This is a genomic window from Rhizobium ruizarguesonis (assembly GCF_017357285.1).
GTDB lineage: Bacteria > Pseudomonadota > Alphaproteobacteria > Rhizobiales > Rhizobiaceae > Rhizobium > Rhizobium ruizarguesonis.
Map to the genome: position 1 here is coordinate 3165180 of NZ_CP071678.1, position 19712 is coordinate 3184891.

The window sequence follows — 19712 nt, forward strand, 5'->3', positions numbered from 1 at the left end:
TACTGGCTGGAGAGCGGCCTTGTCCGGAACGGCAAGACTGCATACGTCGGGGCGATCTCGACCGCAGCCTCGACGGCAAGTTCCGCGTCTCAGTGGTAGCGACCGGCCTGGAAGGCAGCCCGCTGCCCGCATCCGCGCCTCACGCCGCCGTTAAACGCCCCGCCGTCAAGAGAACGGGCGGGGCGGCGTCGGCATTCGAGCGGTAAGGCCCATTAGAGCGCCGTGCGTCCTTTCGGGCGCACAAAGGACGCTCTAACACTTTCAATCTTCGCATCGTGCTTTCCGATCCGCTAGGCGAACAGAACGTCCGAGATATTGTGCACCACGGAGATTTCGTCGGTCCCGGTGTTGGTGAGGTAGAGATTATCCGCCGCTGAGTCATAGACCACGTTGGTGATCAAGTCGTCTCCCGGTATGGCGATGTTGACGTCGACCGTTGTCTTGACCCCGGTTTCGAAGTCGAAGGCCGTGCCGATATGCTCGCTGTTGGAGGAATCGCCGAAGAAGAACGTGCCGTCGACGGCAAAGCCGTAGCCGAGCCCGCCGGCAGCGAAGGTCTTGGACTCGATCGGGTTTAGCGTGTCGGGATCGATTTTGGAGACCTGCCAGATGGCATCATCGATGCGGCCGACGACGTAAATGCCGGTCGAATCCTGCATCGTATTGACGGCTGTGAATCCACCCCAGTCGAACGTACCCGCCCCATTCTCGCCGATAAGGTCCGGGATCGGGTCGCCCCGCTGATCGGACGATCCGTCGGCGGCATCCCACTTTGCGAGATAGGTCTGATCGGGGAAAGGGTCCTCCTCGCCTCTCGCCTCGTTGGTTCGGCCGATGATCTCGCCGCCGCGGACCGAAAAATAGGTTCCGCCGATGTCATATTCGCCCTTGTCATAGTCGCCGAGAGAGATGGCGCCGCTGGCGTTGTCGGCTTCAAATGCCGCGGCGTTGTCGTAAACGCTCACCATGGAATCATCTGGGAAACCATGGCCGGAGCTGACGTAATACTTGCCCGTTAGCGGATCGACCGCGACCCCCTGGAGTTCGTAATGGTCCAGGAAGGGGCGCACCACATCCGCCTGGGCCTCGACATGATCGGTGTTCAACGACTTCCCGTCCGTCACGCCGTCGACGGTCAGGGTGATCACGCCGGCATCCGCGTGACCGGCGCCGTCAGAGACCTTGTAATATTGGAGTTTCTCGGTGACATGCTCGCCGTCATCGAGGCCCGCCTTGACGGCTGGATTGAGATCGTAGGTGAAGCTTCCATCGCTTGCGAAATGGAAGGTGCCGAATTCACCCGCCACGTCGGTCGTCTGCCCTTGCCCCTGACTGGCAGGAATGCTCGTGCCCTCGACCGAGCGCAGGAAGAGCGTGCCCGCCTCTCCCGGGTGATCATTGGCGAGCACGTTGCGGGCCATCTCGCTTCCTTCGCGGAAGGAGAAGGCGTCGTCGACCGCGACCGGCGGGCTCGTGACCCCGTGAATGTCGAGCGTGAAATGGCCGACATCGGTATTGCCGGCGCCGTCGGAGATCTTGTAGCCGATCGTCTCCGTCAACGTCATTCCGTCAACGAAGCCCGCCTTGGCGGCCTCGTTCAGCGTATAGGTATAAGAGCCGTCGGCCTTGACGTGAAACGTGCCGTATTCACCCTCGATATCGGTGATCTGCCCGGCCGTCTTGGCGAGAACCCGCTCGCCATCGAAGAAGTTGAGGAACATGTTGCCGGAGCCCCCGGCCAGATCATTATCCAGCAGATTGCCCGAGATCACGTCATTCTCGGAAGCGCTGCTGACATCATCAACCGCCACAGGTTTTGCAAGCACTGTCATGGATATCTCCTTCAAGATCCATTCGCCTTGGTCTATCGGGAGGAAAGCAGCTGACACCGGCACGGTCAACGAATTTTCTAGCAGGAGTAGTATTTTAGCTTTTCACAGCTTTGTCATGCTTGGAGGCTTCGCCCCAGGCGGATGCCGCCGACGCAGACAGCACCATCAAGACCGACGCGGCGACCAAGACCGCGGCGAGGCGATGAAGGCCGCTATATCATCGATCAACCAATTGCCCTCGCCTCAGCCCACCAACTCCCTGATCTTCGCCGCATCCTCCGCCGTCGCCGGGTTGTACACCACCATGCTGAGATCCGGCCGGCCATCCACCTGGAAGGCGGAATATTCGAAAGCGAGTGGGCCGAGGATGGGGTGTTTGATGTGCTTGGCGCCCTCGCCGTGGCTGCGCACATCGTTGTCGCGCCACATCGCCAGGAATTCGGGGCTCTTGCGGCAGAGTTCGTCGACGAGGGGCTCGACTTCGGCCGCGGCACCCGCGCGGGCCGCATCCACGCGGAAAGCGGCGACGACGAAGCGGGCGACACTTTCCCAGTCGTACTGGGCGGCGCGTACGCGCGGATCGAGGAAGATGAAGCGTAGCACGTTGCGCTCTTCCGGCGGCAGCGCGCCGTAATCGGTTAGAAGCACAGTCGCCGCCCTGTTCCAGGCAATCACGTCCCAGATGGCGTTGCGGATCAGCGCCGGGCTCGGGTCCAGCGCATCGAGCACGCCCTGCAACCTCGGCGTCACGCCCTCTTGCCTGTGGTAGCGCACCTCAGGTGGCCGGCCGAGGCCGATGAGGAAGAGATGCTCGCGCTCGACATCCGTCAGCATCAGCGCGCGCGAGATCCGGTCGAGCACGTCGGCAGACGGCGCCCCGCCGCGCCCCTGCTCCAGCCAGGTGTACCAGGTTGGGCTGATATTGGCGCGGCTCGCCACCTCCTCGCGGCGCAGACCCGGCGTGCGCCGCCTCTCCCCCGCAAAGCCAAGGGCGGCGGGATCGAGTCTGACGCGGCGACCCTTCAGATAGGCGCCGAGCCGGTTGTCCGAGGTGACGAATTCACTCATCCTGTTAGCCTTTATACCATGATAATGTCACTACTTTACCATGATAGAGGCAGGGCCGATATGTGTCTCCAGCAAAACTGGAGATATCAAATGCGCGTATTCGTTACTGGAGCCACCGGCTGGGTCGGCTCGGCCGTCGTCGATGATTTGATCGCCGCCGGGCACAAGGTGTTGGGCCTCACCCGCTCCGACAAAGGAGCGGGTCAACTGGCGGCTGCCGGCGCCGAAGTCCATCACGGCATGCTCGATGATCTCGAAAGCCTGAAGAGCGGTGCGGCGGAGGCGGACGCCGTGATCCACACGGCCTTCAACCATGATTTCTCGAAATTCGCCGAGAACTGCGCCGCCGACCGGCGCGCCATCGAGGCGCTCGGCGAAGCCCTCCAAGGCTCCGATCGTCCGCTGCTGGTCACAGCCGGCCTCGGCTTTGCCCCCGGCCGCGTCGGCACCGAAAAGGATCCGCCCATGCCGACATCGGAGACCTACCCTCGCGCCTCCGAAATCACCGCGGTATCGCTTGTCGCGCGTGGCGTGCGCGCCTCCACCGTCCGGCTCCCTCCCTCGGTGCATGGCCATGGGGACCACGGCTTCGTGCCGATCCTGATCGATCTGGCCCGGCGCAAGGGCGTCTCGGCCTATATCGGCGAAGGGCAGAACCACTGGCCGGCCGTGCACCGGCTCGATGCCGCCCGCGTCTATCGCCTGGCGCTGGAGCGCGGCGCCGTCGGCGGCCCGTTCCTGGCAGTCGCAGAAGAGGGAGTTTCCTTCAGGCAGATCGCCGAGGTCATCGGCCGGCGGCTTGATGTGCCCGCCGTCTCGCTCGCACGGGAAGAAGCGGCCGAGCATTTCGGCTGGTTCGCCATGTTCGCCGGCTTCGACATCCCGACCTCGAGCGAGCATACCCGCGCGCTGCTCGGCTGGCAGCCGCAACAGCCCGGCCTCCTCGCCGATATCGACCATCCGGCCTATTTCGGTGGGTAGCGTAACCGTGTCCGCATACAAAAATGGAGCATTTCCGTGACTGGAAAAAACGGAAATGCCTCCCGGCTTGGCTGGTGAGGAGAACCAGCGACAGCCTGAGCTAGTGCGACCGGCTCTCGTTCCTATCGGCGGGGTCGTAATTGATGTCCCAATCCTTCTCGGGCTTCTTCTTGCCGGGCGGGTTCTTGTTGACCGTCGCATCCTCCGAGCCCGTGATAACGGTCGGCTTGGCGCTGATTACGCCGCTGCTTTTGCTGTCCGCCTGGGATTTGGCGAACTGGCCGGCTGCGTCTTTTTTGGGATCGGCCATGTCAATCGCCCTTCTGCTTCAGGGCGTCACTGATATTCTTCGTCTCGGGGTCGCGATTGTTTTCGCCATGCGCGTCGCGGTCGCGATCCGGATCGTCCTTGGCCTTCATGTAGCCGCGAGGCTTATTCCCCTTCGGCCCTTCCCAGCGGGGAGACTGGTCGGTCGTGCCGGGGGCGCCGGCTTTTGGTGTCGTCATGCCCATGTTCGTTTCTCCATGTTGAATTCGAACAACAGGCAAAACCCCGAACTGTTCCCGCCCAGTCTCACAAATGCCAGCGGCCGATCTTTTGCTCTCACCGAACAGCCAGCCCCGGCGGTTGGCTCAGAAAAATATGGAACAGTGTCGGCCTCCATCGGTTGACCACAGGTCGACCTCAAATATGGAGCCGAAAATGAGCAAGACCAACGCCCGTGAACTTCAGAAACGCGCCGAACAGCAGGTCAAGAACACCAGCGCCGGCGGCCACCTCGGCGGCACCTATTTCGGCCAACAGCCGGACGGAAAAACCGCCTCGGACAGCAGCAATGACAGCGCCAAGGCACGGCCCAACGATGGCAATTGAGGTCGGCAGGCTGCCGCAACGCGTGTGACCTGATGCTATCCACCACCCGATGAATCCGTCGCGCCCAGCGCGCTGGGCGCACAAACGTCCGGGACCTCCCCGTCAGGCCCGAGTACGTACGCCGCAGGCGAGGTCTCCATTGGGCTGCGTCTGCGGTGAATGCTGGTCGAGATCACAGACCGCCTCAGCTAAACAAGAAGTCGCCCGAGTTGAAATTTGTAAGCCCGCTGAGGGTGGTGATGTTGTCGAATTCAGCAACCAGCACCGCGCCGCCGGCTGAACTTGGGTTCTGATCGTAGTAGACCGCCGCATGGCCGAGATCCGTGTTGTGGAACACGAACAATGCCCCTGTGGTTATGTTGCTGTAACTATTGATGGTGCTCTGGACGGTTGCGTTCGTGACGCTCACGTCCGTTTTGACGGCAACCTCCGTTCCGGCAACATTGATCGTGCCGTTGTTTCCCACCTTCACATTGTCCACGCTTGTATTGTTGTTGCCGACGGCGAACTCGAAAGTGCCGCCTCCGACGTCCAACTGGAACCTGTCCACGGTTGTGCTATTCGTCCCAGCGTTGAAGTCAGTCATATGGTTCGTGGTGGTGGCAAACTTTTGGAAAAAGAAGGTATCATTTCCCACGCCCCCGGTCAGGGTGTTGTTGCCAGCACCACCGTTTAGGGTGTCGTTGCCGTCTTGGCCGAAAAGAGCGTCGTCACCTCCGAGCCCGAACATCATATCGTTACCGCCACCGCCGTAGAGCATATCGTCGCCCGTTCCACCGGTCGGATTGTCCACTGAGTTGCCATTGCCACCGGTGATAATCGTGAACGTCTCGGTCTTTTCGAAGGCCGGGCCTATAGGATCACCGGTCTGCGTTGCCGTTACCGTCACTGAAAATGTACCGTTCGTCGATAGCGCATCCGAATGAAGCGTATTGCCGGTAATCGAAAACAAGCCCGGATTCGACTGCGAGGCAATGCTGAAGCTGAATCCACCTGCGTCGGGATCAGTCGCCGTCAGCAGCCCACTGAACTCAAAACTATTGAAGTTAACGCTATCCGCCGGAACGACAGGCGTCAGCTTAATGTCGGTCGGCGCCTGCCTAGCTGGACCATCATCTGCGCCGGTGATGGCGACGACGATGTTGTGGCTGGCCGTGCCGTCGAGCGAGCTGACGCTCAGCGTGTCGCTGACGGCGTCGCCCTGGTTGAGCGCCTGCGTCGCGGCCCGGTTATTGTCGAGCGTATAGGTCCAGCTGCCGCTGGCGGCATTGAAGGTGAAGCTGCCATAGATGCCGTTGAGGGAGGCCGGGGCGGCAAACGCCGCCTCGCCGTCGTCGACATCGCTGACCGTCAGCTTGCCGGAGGCATTCGGATCGCCGCTGCCGGCCGCACCCGCCTCGACCGTCGCCCGATCGTCGGTGACCGTCGCATCGACGACGATCGAAGCCGCATCGTTGGCGCCGGTGAGCGAGATCGAGACATTTGCCTCGCTCAGCGTGCCATTGCCGAGCCGTATCGCGTAGACGAAACTATCTTTGAGGATTTCACCGGCAGACAGCGTGTTGATATCCGCGCCCGAGCCCGCGATGCCGCTTCCATCACTAAGACGGTATTCGATCTTTCCATTATTGATCCTGACCCAATTGCCGAGCAGGGTCTTCTCCCAGGCAGATGCCCCATTCGCTCCGACGTCTTTCGCAAGAAGCTCGTAGTCGGCGGTAATTGGATTGCCATCACCGTCGTCGACCGAAAAGAGGGATTTGGCATTCCCGCCGAGATCATTCGACATGACGTCGAGGGTTATGGTTTTGGTGGCCGCATTGTAGAGCTGGAGACTGAGCAGTTGGTCTTCTGTCCAGATGTAAGAGTCATCCTTCGCCTGCGGCGTATTGGAGAAAGAAGTCGTGCTGCCGCCGCCGGTGCTTTGCGTACTCATCAAAATACCCCCACAATACAAAACAAGTAACCCGGCGACTATTTAAGACTATCAAACCAGCATGACACGCGTGAACACGCGGACGCGCCGGTATTGTCGGCAACAATGCCCATATTTCTTAAATCAGAACCGGAATACTCCCCATCCCTAATAAAGTGTTAACACATATACTGTGAAATGAAAGACGATTTTCTTGCGATGGTAAATTTATCCAGGAATTCGCTGCGAGAGACGCCGAAGTCGCAGACCTCGATCCTGACGAGCAGTGGGATGGGATGGCGGCGCGCAAGGCGCTTGCGAAGCGCAGGCCCAAACTTTAGAGCCTTTCCGCTTTTCCTCGCTTAGGTCGGCACCGGCTGCTCCACGCCGATCATTTCATCGGGATGTTGTCCCGGATCGGCTTTCTACAACGAAGCCAAAAGAAGGAGCTCCAAATGTCCGACGAAGCCACACGGCTTTCAACCACGATTTCTCGAAATTCGCCGAAAACTGCGCCGCCGACCGGCGCGCCACCTCGAGCGAGCATACCCGCACGCTGCTCGGCTGGCAGCCGCAACAGCCCGGCCTCCTCGCCGATATCGACCATCCCGCCTATTTCGGCGGGTAGGAACCGTGTCCGCATATAAAAATGGAGCATTTCCGTAACTGGGGAAAACGGAAATGCCTGCCGGCTTGACTCGTGATCGGGTGCGCGGCAGCGAAGCGGGGCGCCGACGGCGGGTGAGTGAGCGTTTCCCTCAAACCCGCCGCCTGCGCAAGGGGCACCGCGCCGGCAGGAAATATGGAACCGTGTCGTCCGCCATCGGTTGATCAGAGGTCCACCTCAAACATGGAGCCGAAAATGAGCAAGACCAACGCTCGTGAACTTCAGAAACGCGCCGAACGGCAGGTGAGAAACACCAGCGCCGGCGGCCATCTCGGCGGCACATACTTCGGGCAGCAACCGGACGGAAAAACCGCCTCGTCGACCAACAATGATAGCGCCAAGGCGCGGCCGAACGACGGAAGCAAATGAGTGCCGCAGGCCTCACCTCACCTAAGTGAAGAATTCTCCTGCGCCCAGGGATCCGGGCGCCTCCCCTGCTCGCGCCATCCACCTCGCTATTGATCGGTGACGCCTCCGCGCTAGCTTCTGCTCGCGGGCCGAGCGGCCGCGGGGGATACGATCTATGGGCGAAGGCGGAGGGGGCGACGTGGCATCCTATTCGATTGACGATGCGATCCGGGAACTTGCGCCGGCTCTCGGAAAGGCGCCGGCGGGCGCAGTCAGCGGCGAATGGACAGCCTCCACGATGCAGGCGGGGCATTCCTCCCGGACGGGCGGCTACCGCGATGCCGAGGGAAACTATGTCCCGGAGGCCTCCAGGCATCCTCTCGATATCATCTCCGATATCGTCGAAAAGCTCGATGCATCAGGGGTGCCCCGCTTTAACAAGGTGGTAATCCGCTGGAAGAAGCCGAAGTTTCCCTTCATGCGGGAAGAGATCACGCTCGAAACCAGTTATGATCGGACGATCGTGCCGCGCGGCCCCGACGACCCGATCTACGCAACCGCTGCCGCTGCGCGGCGCGTCTTCTGGCAGAGCCGCGGTACAGTCCAGGACGACTTTGCCGCTGAGCGCGGAACGGCCAACATTCACGCCCAGACAAAATGGTTCGGCCCGCACCGCCGCATCCTCGCCATCCATGCGCGGGAGAGTCTGATACTTGCCACCGACGGGCTGTCGACGCCCTGGGCCGGCATATCCGAGCCGGAGAACGGCGTCGAATGCGAGCTTTTCATGGAATTCGACGCCGCGAGACTGGATGCGGCCGGGATCGAAAACTGGGCGAACCTGTTGATCAACATCGGCGACCTCGTGGCAGACGGTTATCGCGTCGCCCGCGATGTCGAGAAGCACGGCGCCATCCTGTTCTGCCGGCTGACGGAGGATTACCGCCCGATGACCCGCATCATGCTCAGCCGTGACGCAGACCGGATCGATGGCCTGCCTTTCGGCTCCGTGCCGCTGATCCGAGCCACACCGATCGCGGAGGCCGAAATCGAAGGGCAGGATCTTTCCGACGACTGGGGCGCTGCGGCCGCCCGCAACGCCCTGGCCAAACGCGGCATGGGGATTGGTTGATGTCGCCGATGCCGGGCGCCAATGCCGGGCGACTATCGTCCGGCCGGTGCGATCTTGCGCTATTCCTGGATATCGGGTTCGACGACCCTGGCGAGGTTTCGCAGCGACTCCTGCCAGCCGAGATAACAAGCCTCGGGCGGAATGACATCAGGCACACCTGCCTGCACGATATCCACCTCGGTGCCGACCGAAACCTTCTTCAGCGTCACGGTGACTTCCATTTCGCCCGGCAGGTTGGGGTCGTCGAACCTGTCGGTGTAGCGCAGGCGTTCGCCCGGGACGAGCTCGAGATATTCGCCGCCGAACGCGTGGCTATTGCCCGTCGTGAAGTTGCGGAAGGACATTCTGAACGTGCCGCCGACAACCGGCTCCGAATGGTGCACCGTGCAGAGGAAGCCGTTCGGCGGAAGCCACTTGGCAAGCGCGTCCGCCTCCAGGAATGCGCGATAGACTTTCTCCGGGCTGGTCGCCAGAACGCGGTGCAAGCGTATGGTACTCGGCATGGTCGTGATCCTTTTTGGATTTACGGAATGGACGAACCTAGGACGGGCGTGGCTTGGCCGATCCGACACCGGATCGAATTTTTCTTCAAGAAAAATGCTTAAAGCGTGTCGCGCAAAACTGTGCAGGGGTTTTGCGATAACGTTATGCGTGGAAACAAAGACCTAAAGCGCAAGGAGCGAATCTGAAAGATTGCGACGCGCTTTAGGGCTATCGCGGCTCAGCTAGGCATGCCATCGAACTGCGGAAGATCGAGCGGCCTTGCCCAGGCCAGCCGGCGCCGGGTGAACATTTCGACGCCCGGCTTGATCAGTTCGGGCCGGTCCAGGCTGCCGAGCGTCACGAAGACGAGGCCGGGAAAGCTCTCCAGGTTGCTGCTGAACAATCTGGCGCCGCAATCGGGGCAAAAGTTGCGGTCGAGCCCCTTGCCTGAATCGGCGATGTAATGAAACGCCTTCGGGCTGCCGGTGATCACGGTGAAATCCTCCTGCGGCACGGCGAAGAACGTGGCGGCCTCGCCGCCCGTTGCCCTCTTGCAGTCCAGGCAATGGCAATTGGCGACAAAGTTCGGGTCCGTATCGAAGGCAAATCTCACCGCGCCGCAGGCGCATTGCCCCGTATATTTCCTCGTCATATCAGGTGCCTTTTCTTCCTGTGTTTGAACGTTTGGCTCTCCACCGCCGCTGTTCCACGGCGTCGTTGAAACGCGCCTGCGGCCGGCGTCAGCACAAGCCAAACAGGGAGATCTCGACGTCCCGGACAGCAATCGTGCCCAGGGGCTGAAGCGCTTAAGCCGCGGCCTGTTTTCCCAAGGCATCAAGCAGGGTCCGGGCGCCCTGTTTTGACGAGGCCGGGTTTTGGCCGGTGATCAGCTGGCCATCCTGGACGACATGCACGCCCCAATCCGCCGTCTTCGAAAACTTTGCGCCCTGCTCTTTCAGGACGTCTTCGAGCAGGTAGGGAACAACCTCGACCAGATGCATGGCCTCTTCTTCTGAATCGGTGAATCCCGTGACGGCCCGGCCCTTGGCGACGGGCTTTCCATCCGGCGCTTTCACATTCGTCAGGATACCGGGTGCATGGCAAACGAGCGCCACAGGTTTTCCCGCCGAAAGCATGTCCTCGATGAGCGACAGCGCATTGCGGTCGTTCGTTAAGTCCCAAAGCGGGCCGTGCCCGCCGGGGAAGAACACGCTGTCATATTCCGCCTGGTTGATGTCGGACAGCCTCAACGTGTTGCCGAGCGCACCCATTGCGGCGGCGTCTCGTTCGAACCGTCTCGTGTCTTCCGTCTGGAAGGCTGGCTCATTGCTCTTCGGATCGAGCGGAGGCTGGCCGCCCTTCGGCGAAGCGAGTGTGATGTCGACCCCGGCGTCGTGGAAAACGAAATAAGGAGCAGCAAGCTCCTCGAGCCAGAATCCCGTCTTCTTGCCGGTGTTTCCCAACTGATCATGCGATGTGAGAACCATGAGAATTTTCATTGCTCAGCTCCTTCAAGCCGGCCGGCGGACAAAGCCGTCGGCACCCGGATTTACGGTGAAATACTGCCTGCAATCTCATGCTGAAACGGAAGAGGACATAGGGCGGCTGCGCTGCGAAACAAGCTCTCCCGCGCAGTGTTTGCTAGAATTGCTTTAGCCGAAGCCGAACCAGACAAACGGCGGTCGCCCGCGACATCCGTTCCCTGGGCTGAGCCGACAGATCTATCAAAGGCACTTGAAAAGCTTGACCGGCTTTCCCGGCCCACGCTGGATGATGCGCTTGGCTTCCAGATCCAATTGGACAGCCTTCAACCACCATCCGGCCTTAGAACAGGATGATTTAGGCCGGGTCGGCCTAAAATCTGAATCCTGTTCTAAATTAAATAGTTGGAGCATGATGTCGTCCGAAAACCGATCACACTTTTCGGCCAAGGTGCTTTACGCACGCGGCCCCGCACGGGCGCTCAAGGTCATGGGCAGCGCTTTCGAACAATTTGCCGGCAAGAAACTGCTGCAGCTCTCCGATTCAACCGTCGCCGCGTCACAGTTCAACTGGCTGGTGATGGCCGATCCCGTCAACCGGGTGATGATGCTGGGCGATGCGACCATTCCGACGAAGCAGGAGATTCACCGGCACGCCGAGGCCGCCGTCGCCACGTTCCTGGCGGCATTTCTGCATCCAGATCAGCGATGAATGTCGCCCAGGTCCAAGCATAACAGAATCCGGCAATGACTAGAATTTCCTGCACCACTCGACATGCCGACGGTCACAAAGCTGCCGCTCAATCGTCAGCAAATCGCCCCCTTACCGCCGCACCGTGCCCTCTTAAAGGTTCCATCGTCGCGACCTCGCCCGGCCTTTGAGGGCTGAGCGATTGACCGAGGCGGTCCTGCTGCCAACCAAATCATGCACTTGAAGAGGAACGAATATGATCACTCGTTACACATCTGTCGCAACACTGAGCGCTGCGGTCTTCAGTCTGCTTGCTTTCAGCCCGGCATCCGCTGTCGACATGGCCCAGGCGCAACAGCAGCCGGCACAGGCGCAGCCGCCGGCGCAAGGCCAGACGCCGATGCAGGGACAGCCCGGCGGCAACGGTGCGACAGCAGCCGTCAGCGATCAGAAAATCGAGGCCTTCGCCGTTGCCTATCTGCAGGTCGACAAGGTGAGGCAGGAATATTCGGCCAAGATCGGCGCGACGAAGGACGAGACTGCCAAGCAACAGCTGCAGGAGGAGGCCAAGAAACAGATGGTCGACACCGTGAAAGCTTCTCCCGACATCTCCGTCGAAGAATACTCGTCGATCCTGACGGCCGCGCAGAGCGACCCGGCTCTGGCCAAGAAAGTTCTGGAAAAAATCGGCACTCCGCCGCCGGGCCAGCAGCAGCCGCAGCAATAGGCTGCGCGCGGCGCCGTAAGTCGCCACGAATAGGCAGCGGACGCCTTGCCGTTCGCGCCGGAAGCAGAGCCCGCCATTTGCCGGGCTCTGCTTTTCACCTCGCTACATCGACGACGGGATCACTCAATATTCTGAGCCGCTGTTGTTGTTCAGATCGTGCCGTTCGGTTCCCGCCAGCGGCGGATTGAAGATGCTGACGAGAATAAGGTCCTGATCCTTGCCGCCGCGCAGATAGTGCCGGTCGTGCTTGTCGAGCACGTAGATATCGCCGGCGCGGATCGGAAAGACGTTGCCGTCCATATCCTCCACTTCACCCTCGCCCTTGATGCAATAGCAGGCCTCCAGGTGATTGCGGTATTGAAGCAGGGCCTCGCTATTGGCGCGAACGACGGTATGGCACACCGTAAAGCCCATGCCGTCGTCCCTGGTCAGCAGGCGGTGGCTCGTGCCGTTGCCCCAGTCCACGAAACGCTCGGTCTGCTCCACTTCCTTCAGATTTCTGACGAACATCGCCGATTCTCCTGGCAGTTTATTGAAGATGTAGCGATGATTCATTTTCATCGCTCGCAACATCTAGCTATTGAAATGGCTGGTATTTTCAAATGATGATTCCTGCGCAATCTGTGAGGAAATTTTACAAATGCAATTGCCGCCGTTGAACGCCCTGCGCGCCTTCGAAGCCACGGCCCGCCTGATGAGCCTCTCGAAAGCAGGCGATGAACTGCACGTCACCCATGCGGCGATCAGCCATCAGATCAAACATCTGGAGACCTGGTTCGGCCGCAAGCTGTTGCAGAAGTCGGGCCGCGGCGTTGCGCTGACCGCAGCCGGCAGCGAATATTACCGGGCCGTCTCCGGATCGCTGGCGGCGATCGCGCATGCCACTGGCAATATGCGGCGCGATCACGATATGCGGGCGATCACCGTCGGCTGCATTCCCTCGATCGCATCCCGCTGGCTCGTCCCGGCCCTGCCCTCCTTCCAGGAGAGCGACCCCGATCTCGACGTCAGGATCGTCTATGCGCGCGCCGAAGAACGCTTCGATGACGAGAGCCTGGACGTGCTGATCACCATGGGCGAGGACCTGAGCGGCGGCAGGGAAAGCCGCCTGCTCTTCTCCCGCCGCAACCAGCCCGTCGCTAGCCGCCACTACCTTGCCAAACGCAACTGGAAGATCGACGACGTCTCGCTCGCCGGCGCCGATCTGCTGCACGACGAATCCGTCGATGGCTGGAAGGAATGGTTCCGCAAGGCCGGCCAGAAAGCGCCGGAGCCGCTCCGCGGCCCGATATTCCAGGATTTCAACATGCTGGCGACGGCCGTAATCGCCGGCCACGGCGTGGCGCTCTGCCCCATAGAGGTGTTCCGCCGGGAGATCGAACGCGGCGATCTGCTGGTGCTTTCCGACATCGCAACGGCAGAGAACCAAGGCTATTACGTCATATCGAACAGCTGGGCGAAAAAACCGGTCCGGCGCTTCATCGACTGGTTCATGACCGAATGCGGATCGGGCGCGTGATATCCCCTGCCAGCAGCTCATCGAAGGGTCGCCGCCGATACGATGGATGCAAATAGGTCGCGGTAATAAAGACGTTGCATAAGCCCATCCGAGCGCGAGTTGGGCAGAGGTTGGGTATTGTTAATCAGAAATGCCTAATGTAAATCTTGGCGTGCACAAGTTGTGCGGGAGCTGATTTGCTACAATATCTGGTTATGACATGCGACTAGGGAGGGCCTCGGACATGCAGAAAATTCATGCGGCCCCCTCGGCGCTCGGACAAACAGAGGCAAAAGCTTCGAGCTCGATCGACCGGCTTTTGTTCTTTGACCGCGATTTCAATCCCGTCGAGAATTTGCTGGGCAATGAGCTGCCTGCTTCTGTCAAACCAGTTGCGTCGTTTTGGGAGCATTTTCCAGAATTGGACAAATCGGCGATTACACTCGCCCTCCGTTCATTGGGTGACAGTGCCCAACCCTTGCAAATATCGGGGGATCTTGGCACGCCAGCGTCGCACGGACTGACGATCTATCGGATCGGAGATCTGTTTGCCGTGGTTCGGTCAGAGGAATCTGCCGACGATGAGCGCGCAACCCTTTTGCATCTGGCCACCCACGATCCGCTCACTGGACTGCCGAACCGACGCCAGTTCAGCGAGGACCTCGCTGTGTTGTTACGGGAGACCGCAGGCTCGAACGAGACCCTGTCCCTGATGCAACTCGATCTTGACGATTTCAAACCCGTTAACGACACGCTTGGGCATCCGGCCGGCGACAAGCTTCTTCAGCTGGCTGCAAACCGCATTCAAGAGTGCCTCACCAGGGACGACAGAGCCTATCGACTGGCGGGTGACGAATTCACCGTCATATCAAGGGGCCCGGGACATCCCGCCAAAGGGCATCGGCTAGCAGAAGCTTTGGTTGATGCATTCAAAAAGCCCTTCACGATAGATGGCATCGCACTATTTGTCGGCACCAGCATCGGCATATCTGCTGCTCCACCGGACGGTACAACTCCGGAGCAGCTGATGAAGGCGTCCGACGTCGCACTCTACGCCGCGAAGAAGGACGGGCGCGGTCGCGCAAGACCGTTTGATCCGTCAATGCTTGAGTTGCTGGAACAACGCGAACTGCTGCGCCGCAGCCTTCGCATGGCCTTGGTCCAAGAACAATTCTCTATCGAGTACCAACCCATCGCCGAGGGCGGCAGCATTGTCGGCTTCGAAGCATTGCTTAGATGGAACCACCCTCTACTTGGAAAAATCCCACCAACGGCATTTATTCCGATGGCCGAGGCCGATGGAATGATGCCGGAAATAGGTGCATGGGTTTTGGAGCAGGCATGTCGCGAGGCAATGAAGTGGCCGCAGAATTACATCGTCGCGGTCAATTTGTCGGCGGCTGAATTCTTGACAAGCGGACTCACTGATCGGGTATCCCAAACGCTAGACTTGATCGGGTTGCCGCCCGACCGTCTGGAGCTTGAGATAACCGAAAGCGTGCTCCTTGAGCGGACCGTCAACAATATCGACACCCTGAATACTCTGAACGTGCTAGGGATACGAATCTCGCTTGATGATTTCGGGACCGAATATTCTTCCCTGAGCTATCTGAAGACATTCCCGTTCGACACGATCAAAATCGACAAATATTTTATCACCGACCTCGAAAGCGATCTGAAAGGCCAGGCAATCGTCCGCTGCATCGTTAACCTCGCACATGACCTCGACATGCAGGTGACAGCCGAAGGGGTGGAGACGCCAGGTCAGGCGGAATGGTTGCGCAGTGTGGGCTGCGACAGACTTCAAGGCTATTTGATTAGCAGGCCGCTTCCGGTCGAGGCGATTGGCGAGTTCATCACCCGGGCGGAAACATCCGTAAGCCCCGCGCTATCAAAGTGAACAACCGATTTTCGCCGTGCCTTTAGCGATCGCATGCATCAACCTGACGCCCCAGGCAAAAGAAGGGAGGGTGTATTGGAACAGGAAGCAGCTAGCTTCGATGACCATGCTTTTGCGCCGATGGTATCGCTGGAACTGAACGTTGCGATGTTCAAATCTCGATGGCAGTTTTGCGACAGGATTACAGAATATCTCTCAGACATTCTCGGCCAAGGTCACAGCGATCCCGCTCGATATTCCAATTTTCTTTCCGTCGCGACGAATGAGCTCATTGAACTTGCTTTCCGTTCAACGAGCGAGCCAGGAAGGATAAGTTTCAGTCTCTATCGGAGCGCGACAGTCAATCGGCTGAGAATTGCGTTTCCCGGCGAGGAAGCATTTGGCCGCAAGCACGCCAATGCAAGATCAAGCGAACACCAACCTGTCCCCGGCGCCGGCTCTGGATACTTGGTGATGAAGTCCGACGGGACGGTTTTGCTCAGCGATTTGGCAGCAATATTCCGCGCCACGATCCGAATTGAGAAAGACAGCGGACAAGGGATACAGATCACTGCGGATTTCCCTTCGGCCGAGGACTTCCGATGAGCCTGCTCCCCTTGCCCTTTACTGTTCATTTTGATCCGACAAATCAGGAGCTGTTGCTGTCCGGCAAGATGCGACCCGAAAGCGCCGCTGAGATTGCCGATGCCATCGAGCTGGTGAAGCAAAGTTTGGCACAATACGGCGGGGTCGTTTACCTGAATGTCAAACGTCTGACGCATATTAACATGACTGCCTTCGCAGCCCTGTCCGATATACTCACGGCAAGCTGCCGGGCGAGGCCTGAACGGAAGATCGTCATCATTACGTCGAGCGTGGTGGCCTGGTCGACCTCGTTTTTCGAGACGCTGGTGGCATCCCAACCAAACTTATCGGTTGAAGTCTACGATTCGGCATTTTATCCAGGCCAGAGCTTTGTTGAGGATGAGAGTTTCATCCCCATTCTGCGCACCCAGACGAAAATGACATGGAGGCACGAACGTGAACTGTTGCCTCGCCACGGCCTGCGCAGCGGTCTTGTCATCGCGGATATCTGTTGCGGAATTGGTGATTTCGCGGCCTTGGTTCAAAGGGAATTTAAACCGGCACGCCTTGTCGCGCTGGATCATTCCGTGCGCAGCCTCGAATATGCTCGCAGGGTCGCTGCCGACTTCGATCTACAGGGAATCGAGTACACCTATGGTGACGCCTCCCAAATGCTGCTGCGAGACAATCAATTTGACTTTGTGACCTGCCGACATTCGCTGCAGATCTTCAACCGTCCCGAGATGCTGCTGCGGGAGCTCTATCGCATCTGCAAGCCTGGCGGCCGCGTCTACATCACCAACGAAAAAAATTCGCATTGTCTGGGCGAACCACATGCTGAAACAATAAGATGGACTTACGAGGAGGTCGCCAAACTGTTCAGGTACTTCGACATGGATGTCGAGATGGGGCCGAAAAGCCGCCATCTTCTCGCCGACGCGGGGTTCGATAGTATCAGGGTCGATTCCTTTATGGTCACGAACCTCGACGGGGATCCCCAAGACTTCGCAGACATCATCGAAGCTTGGGAAAATGTCTATGCGGGTGAGATGGCCGTTCGACGGGGCGACTCTTTGGATTTCATTCGCAGGTTCCGGCAGGGATTCAAAGATCATGTCTTTGCTGCTCTTCACCCCAAGGGTTATGCAGGCTGGCCGATCTGGGCAGCCTCCGGCCGGAAGCCGCTATGATGGACGGGAGATCATCGAAGAGACCAGCAAGACTAGGCTCATTTCGGGCAAAGTTCATTTTGGTCGTCGGTGGAGCTGTGCTCTTTGACTTGCTGGTCAGCGGCGGGCTGGCACTTTGGAACGTTCAGAGGCTGTCGCGCGACGCGACGCTCGAAGTCGGGCAAGGTCTTGAAGCAGCAAGCCAGGAATACATCCGCACATATGCCGATTCCACCGCAGCCCAGGTGAGTTTGCTCCTGCGGCAGGTTCATAGCGACGTCGGCACCTTGGCAGGTGTGCTCCAGGCGCAAATCGACGATCCCGAGCGTAATTCCGATGTCGGCGCGGCGATCGCGCGCACATCGCCTGGCAGCGTCAGCCTTGTTTACGACGAAAAGGGAAAATGGTCTCAGAACCTGCCCGGCTCCGCTTCGGTTGTGAGCGTCTGGGGTTACTTGCTCGGACCTGACCATCGGCCGAAACCCGACATCCAGCGCGATCTAGAGACGAGCGCGGTTCTCGACATCGTTGCGCCGAGCCTGCTGCAGCACGGCGCTTCCAAGCTGCAGATGTACTACATCGGACCGAAAGAACGGCCAATCTTCAGGACGGCGCCTTACACCGACCAGGCTCAGACCTTCGATCGCCTTTATTCGGGGCACAACGAAGCCGATTTCTGGGACTTCTTTTTCCCCGGGCTTTACGAGTCCTGGCAGAGCTGGGCCAAGGACGCGAAAACGCGGCCGGTCGCCGACGATATCACGCAGACCGCTCCATATACCGATGCCATTACCGGAAAGCTGATTGTCAGTTTCTTTCATCCATTGTGGACAGCCGACCGGCAGGATGTCGCCGGGACGGCTGGCGCGGACATCACACTCGACCAGCTCGCGCAGATTGTTGAGAATGTGAAAGTGGCCCAGTCCGGCTTTGGATTTCTCGCAATGTCCGACGGAAACGTTGTGGCGATCAACAGCACAGGAGAAAAAACCCTCGGTCTGCGTTCTGCGAGCGATGCGAGCGGAGCCGGCGCCTTGACCGGCCTGGAGCGCTCCCTAAAGGGAAGCTCCCAGCCTGCCATCGCCAAACTGGCTCTTGACCGAGAACAGGGCATTCAGCACCTGCTGTTGCAGCAGGACGGCAACGAGGTCCCCTATATCGCTATCGTCAAGAAACTGCCGGCGACCAATCTCTGGGTCAGTGGCCCGGTTCGGCAAGAGGCGATGTTGCTGGGGGTGGTTGTGCCCGAGCGAGAAATCCAGGCCTCGCTCTATGCGGCCCAGGCCAAGATTTCCGAAGCGACGAACCGGATCGTGCTCTACCAAATTCTGGCGATCCTGATGTCCCTACTGATCGTGACGATCGCGGTCTTTGCGGCCTCGAAACGAATAACCAGCGGAATCAGCGCCCTGGCAGGGGCCGCCAAACGGATTCAGGCGAAGGATTATTCCGTCAGAGTGGCCATCACAAGCAGGGACGAAGTCGGTGAGGCCGGTGAAGCCTTCAATCGCATGGCCGAAGAGATCAGCTATCACACCGAAAATCTCGAGCAGCTCGTCGAAGAGCGAACCGCTCAAATCGAAGATGCAAAGGAAGAGATTTCGACCCTGAACGCACAGCTCCAGCGAGAAAATCGACGTCTCGGAACAGAGCTGGCCGTCGCCGAGAGAATCCAGCTCATGGTTCTTCCGCTGCATCAGGAGCTTGAAGAATTTCAGGCCCTCGAGATCGCAGCCTATATGAGACCGGCGGAAGAAGTCGGCGGCGATTATTATGACGTGTTGAAGAGCGGAAATCGGTTGAAGATTGGCATCGGCGACGTCACCGGACACGGGCTCGAAAGCGGCGTGTTGATGTTGATGGTGCAGTCCGTCGCCCGCGCCCTGCAGGAAGCCGGAAACACCGATGCAGTCAAATTTCTCACGGACCTGAACAGCGCCCTGTTTAAAAATATCGTGAGGACTAAAATCGACAAGCATCTCACTCTGGCGTTTCTTGACTACGACGGAAAAGAGATGATCCTGTCGGGACAACACGAGGAAGTTGTTGTCGTGCGGGCGAACGGCGAAGTCGAGCGCATAGATACCATGGATCTCGGCATACCAATCGGGTTGGAAGCGGACATTTCTGCCTTCATTAAAACCCGTGAAATAGCGTTCGAGAAGGGGGACCTCATACTCCTGCATACGGACGGCATAACAGAAGCCGAAAACGACGCGGGAGAACTGTTTGGCATCGAACGTCTTTGCCGCGAAGCACTTCGCTTGAAGGATCAGAGCGCCGAAAAAGTCGTTTCCGGAATTGTAGCGACATTAATGCTCTTCATCGGATCGCAGAAGATTTACGACGATATTACGCTGCTCGCAGTGCGACATAGGTGAGA

The 19712-nt window shown here is 59.2% G+C and carries 21 protein-coding genes and 1 pseudogene; 12 read left to right on the forward strand and 10 right to left on the reverse strand.

Features of this window, described 5'->3' with window-relative positions; all coding sequences use genetic code 11:
• Positions 1-290: 290 nt before the first annotated feature.
• Together J3P73_RS15725 and J3P73_RS15730 are read right to left on the reverse strand one after the other, a co-directional pair.
• A complete protein-coding gene (locus J3P73_RS15725; RefSeq protein ID WP_024322481.1) occupies positions 291-1832 on the reverse strand; it encodes an Ig-like domain-containing protein in 1542 nt (513 codons plus the stop codon).
• Positions 1833-2075: 243 nt separating this feature from the next.
• Positions 2076-2900 carry a helix-turn-helix transcriptional regulator gene (locus J3P73_RS15730; protein WP_018074346.1) on the reverse strand — a complete coding sequence of 275 codons (825 nt, stop codon included), beginning with the start codon at positions 2898-2900 and terminating at the stop codon, positions 2076-2078.
• 90 nt (positions 2901-2990) lie between these two features.
• Between J3P73_RS15730 and J3P73_RS15735 the strand changes: the two genes are divergently transcribed.
• Positions 2991-3881 (forward strand): SDR family oxidoreductase, encoded by an 891-nt coding sequence (locus tag J3P73_RS15735; protein WP_024322482.1) that lies wholly within the window; start codon positions 2991-2993, stop codon positions 3879-3881.
• Between the two features lie 100 nt (positions 3882-3981).
• Here J3P73_RS15735 and J3P73_RS15740 read toward each other — a convergent pair whose 3' ends face one another.
• Together J3P73_RS15740 and J3P73_RS15745 are read right to left on the reverse strand one after the other, a co-directional pair.
• Positions 3982-4191, reverse strand: coding sequence for a hypothetical protein (locus J3P73_RS15740; RefSeq protein ID WP_024322483.1), 210 nt, complete (start codon positions 4189-4191; stop codon positions 3982-3984).
• 1 nt (position 4192) lies between these two features.
• Entirely contained in the window at positions 4193-4393 is a 201-nt protein-coding gene (locus J3P73_RS15745) for a hypothetical protein (RefSeq protein ID WP_024322484.1), read from the reverse strand.
• Positions 4394-4583: 190 nt separating this feature from the next.
• On the opposite strand from J3P73_RS15745, the gene J3P73_RS15750 reads away from it, so the two are divergent.
• Positions 4584-4754 carry a hypothetical protein gene (locus J3P73_RS15750; protein ID WP_018242662.1) on the forward strand — a complete coding sequence of 57 codons (171 nt, stop codon included), beginning with the start codon at positions 4584-4586 and terminating at the stop codon, positions 4752-4754.
• 184 nt (positions 4755-4938) lie between these two features.
• Here J3P73_RS15750 and J3P73_RS15755 read toward each other — a convergent pair whose 3' ends face one another.
• On the reverse strand, positions 4939-6690 hold the full coding sequence (locus J3P73_RS15755) for a VCBS domain-containing protein (RefSeq protein WP_130672818.1): 1752 nt from the start codon (positions 6688-6690) through the stop codon (positions 4939-4941).
• Positions 6691-7201: 511 nt separating this feature from the next.
• Between J3P73_RS15755 and J3P73_RS15760 the strand changes: the two are divergent.
• From J3P73_RS15760 to J3P73_RS15770, 3 genes and pseudogenes are all read left to right on the forward strand, one after another.
• Positions 7202-7297, forward strand: a pseudogene (locus J3P73_RS15760) (3-beta hydroxysteroid dehydrogenase); the annotation flags it as partial.
• Positions 7298-7531: 234 nt separating this feature from the next.
• Positions 7532-7705, forward strand: coding sequence for a hypothetical protein (locus J3P73_RS15765; protein WP_018074344.1), 174 nt, complete (start codon positions 7532-7534; stop codon positions 7703-7705).
• 178 nt (positions 7706-7883) lie between these two features.
• The gene (locus J3P73_RS15770; protein WP_130692138.1) at positions 7884-8816 is read left to right on the forward strand and encodes a hypothetical protein; all 933 of its coding nucleotides are present in this window, start codon (positions 7884-7886) and stop codon (positions 8814-8816) included.
• Positions 8817-8875: 59 nt separating this feature from the next.
• Here J3P73_RS15770 and J3P73_RS15775 read toward each other — a convergent pair whose 3' ends face one another.
• The 4 genes from J3P73_RS15775 to J3P73_RS38270 form a co-directional block, all read right to left on the reverse strand.
• Positions 8876-9319 (reverse strand): SRPBCC family protein, encoded by a 444-nt coding sequence (locus J3P73_RS15775; protein WP_003560606.1) that lies wholly within the window; start codon positions 9317-9319, stop codon positions 8876-8878.
• Between the two features lie 218 nt (positions 9320-9537).
• Positions 9538-9951, reverse strand: coding sequence for a GFA family protein (locus J3P73_RS15780; RefSeq protein ID WP_018074342.1), 414 nt, complete (start codon positions 9949-9951; stop codon positions 9538-9540).
• 154 nt (positions 9952-10105) lie between these two features.
• The gene (locus J3P73_RS15785) at positions 10106-10798 is read right to left on the reverse strand and encodes a type 1 glutamine amidotransferase domain-containing protein (RefSeq protein WP_075224025.1); all 693 of its coding nucleotides are present in this window, start codon (positions 10796-10798) and stop codon (positions 10106-10108) included.
• A 225-nt stretch (positions 10799-11023) separates the two neighbouring features.
• Positions 11024-11194, reverse strand: a complete 171-nt coding sequence (locus J3P73_RS38270) for a DUF6958 family protein (protein WP_392397310.1) — start codon at positions 11192-11194, stop codon at positions 11024-11026.
• Between the two features lies 1 nt (position 11195).
• Between J3P73_RS38270 and J3P73_RS38275 the strand changes: the two genes are divergently transcribed.
• Together J3P73_RS38275 and J3P73_RS15795 are read left to right on the forward strand one after the other, a co-directional pair.
• Positions 11196-11492: a TetR/AcrR family transcriptional regulator C-terminal domain-containing protein gene (locus J3P73_RS38275; RefSeq protein ID WP_018074340.1), complete on the forward strand. Its 297-nt coding sequence runs from the start codon at positions 11196-11198 to the stop codon at positions 11490-11492.
• 235 nt (positions 11493-11727) lie between these two features.
• The gene (locus tag J3P73_RS15795) at positions 11728-12198 is read left to right on the forward strand and encodes a DUF4168 domain-containing protein (RefSeq protein ID WP_075224026.1); all 471 of its coding nucleotides are present in this window, start codon (positions 11728-11730) and stop codon (positions 12196-12198) included.
• A gap of 123 nt (positions 12199-12321) precedes the next feature.
• On the opposite strand, the gene J3P73_RS15800 is transcribed toward J3P73_RS15795, so the two are convergent.
• Positions 12322-12708 (reverse strand): ectoine synthase, encoded by a 387-nt coding sequence (locus J3P73_RS15800; protein ID WP_024320909.1) that lies wholly within the window; start codon positions 12706-12708, stop codon positions 12322-12324.
• Positions 12709-12838: 130 nt separating this feature from the next.
• Between J3P73_RS15800 and J3P73_RS15805 the strand changes: the two genes are divergently transcribed.
• From J3P73_RS15805 to J3P73_RS15825, 5 genes are all read left to right on the forward strand, one after another.
• Positions 12839-13717, forward strand: coding sequence for a LysR substrate-binding domain-containing protein (locus J3P73_RS15805; RefSeq protein WP_130692140.1), 879 nt, complete (start codon positions 12839-12841; stop codon positions 13715-13717).
• Positions 13718-13940: 223 nt separating this feature from the next.
• Positions 13941-15596 (forward strand): putative bifunctional diguanylate cyclase/phosphodiesterase, encoded by a 1656-nt coding sequence (locus J3P73_RS15810; protein WP_024320907.1) that lies wholly within the window; start codon positions 13941-13943, stop codon positions 15594-15596.
• A gap of 75 nt (positions 15597-15671) precedes the next feature.
• The gene (locus J3P73_RS15815) at positions 15672-16181 is read left to right on the forward strand and encodes a hypothetical protein (RefSeq protein WP_024320906.1); all 510 of its coding nucleotides are present in this window, start codon (positions 15672-15674) and stop codon (positions 16179-16181) included.
• Positions 16178-17350: a class I SAM-dependent methyltransferase gene (locus J3P73_RS15820; protein WP_018074334.1), complete on the forward strand. Its 1173-nt coding sequence runs from the start codon at positions 16178-16180 to the stop codon at positions 17348-17350. The genes J3P73_RS15815 and J3P73_RS15820 overlap by 4 nt, the downstream gene beginning before the upstream one ends.
• Complete coding sequence (locus tag J3P73_RS15825; protein WP_018074333.1) at positions 17347-19710, forward strand: SpoIIE family protein phosphatase; 2364 nt, start codon at positions 17347-17349, stop codon at positions 19708-19710. Before J3P73_RS15820 ends, J3P73_RS15825 begins: the two co-directional genes overlap by 4 nt.
• Positions 19711-19712: the final 2 nt, after the last annotated feature.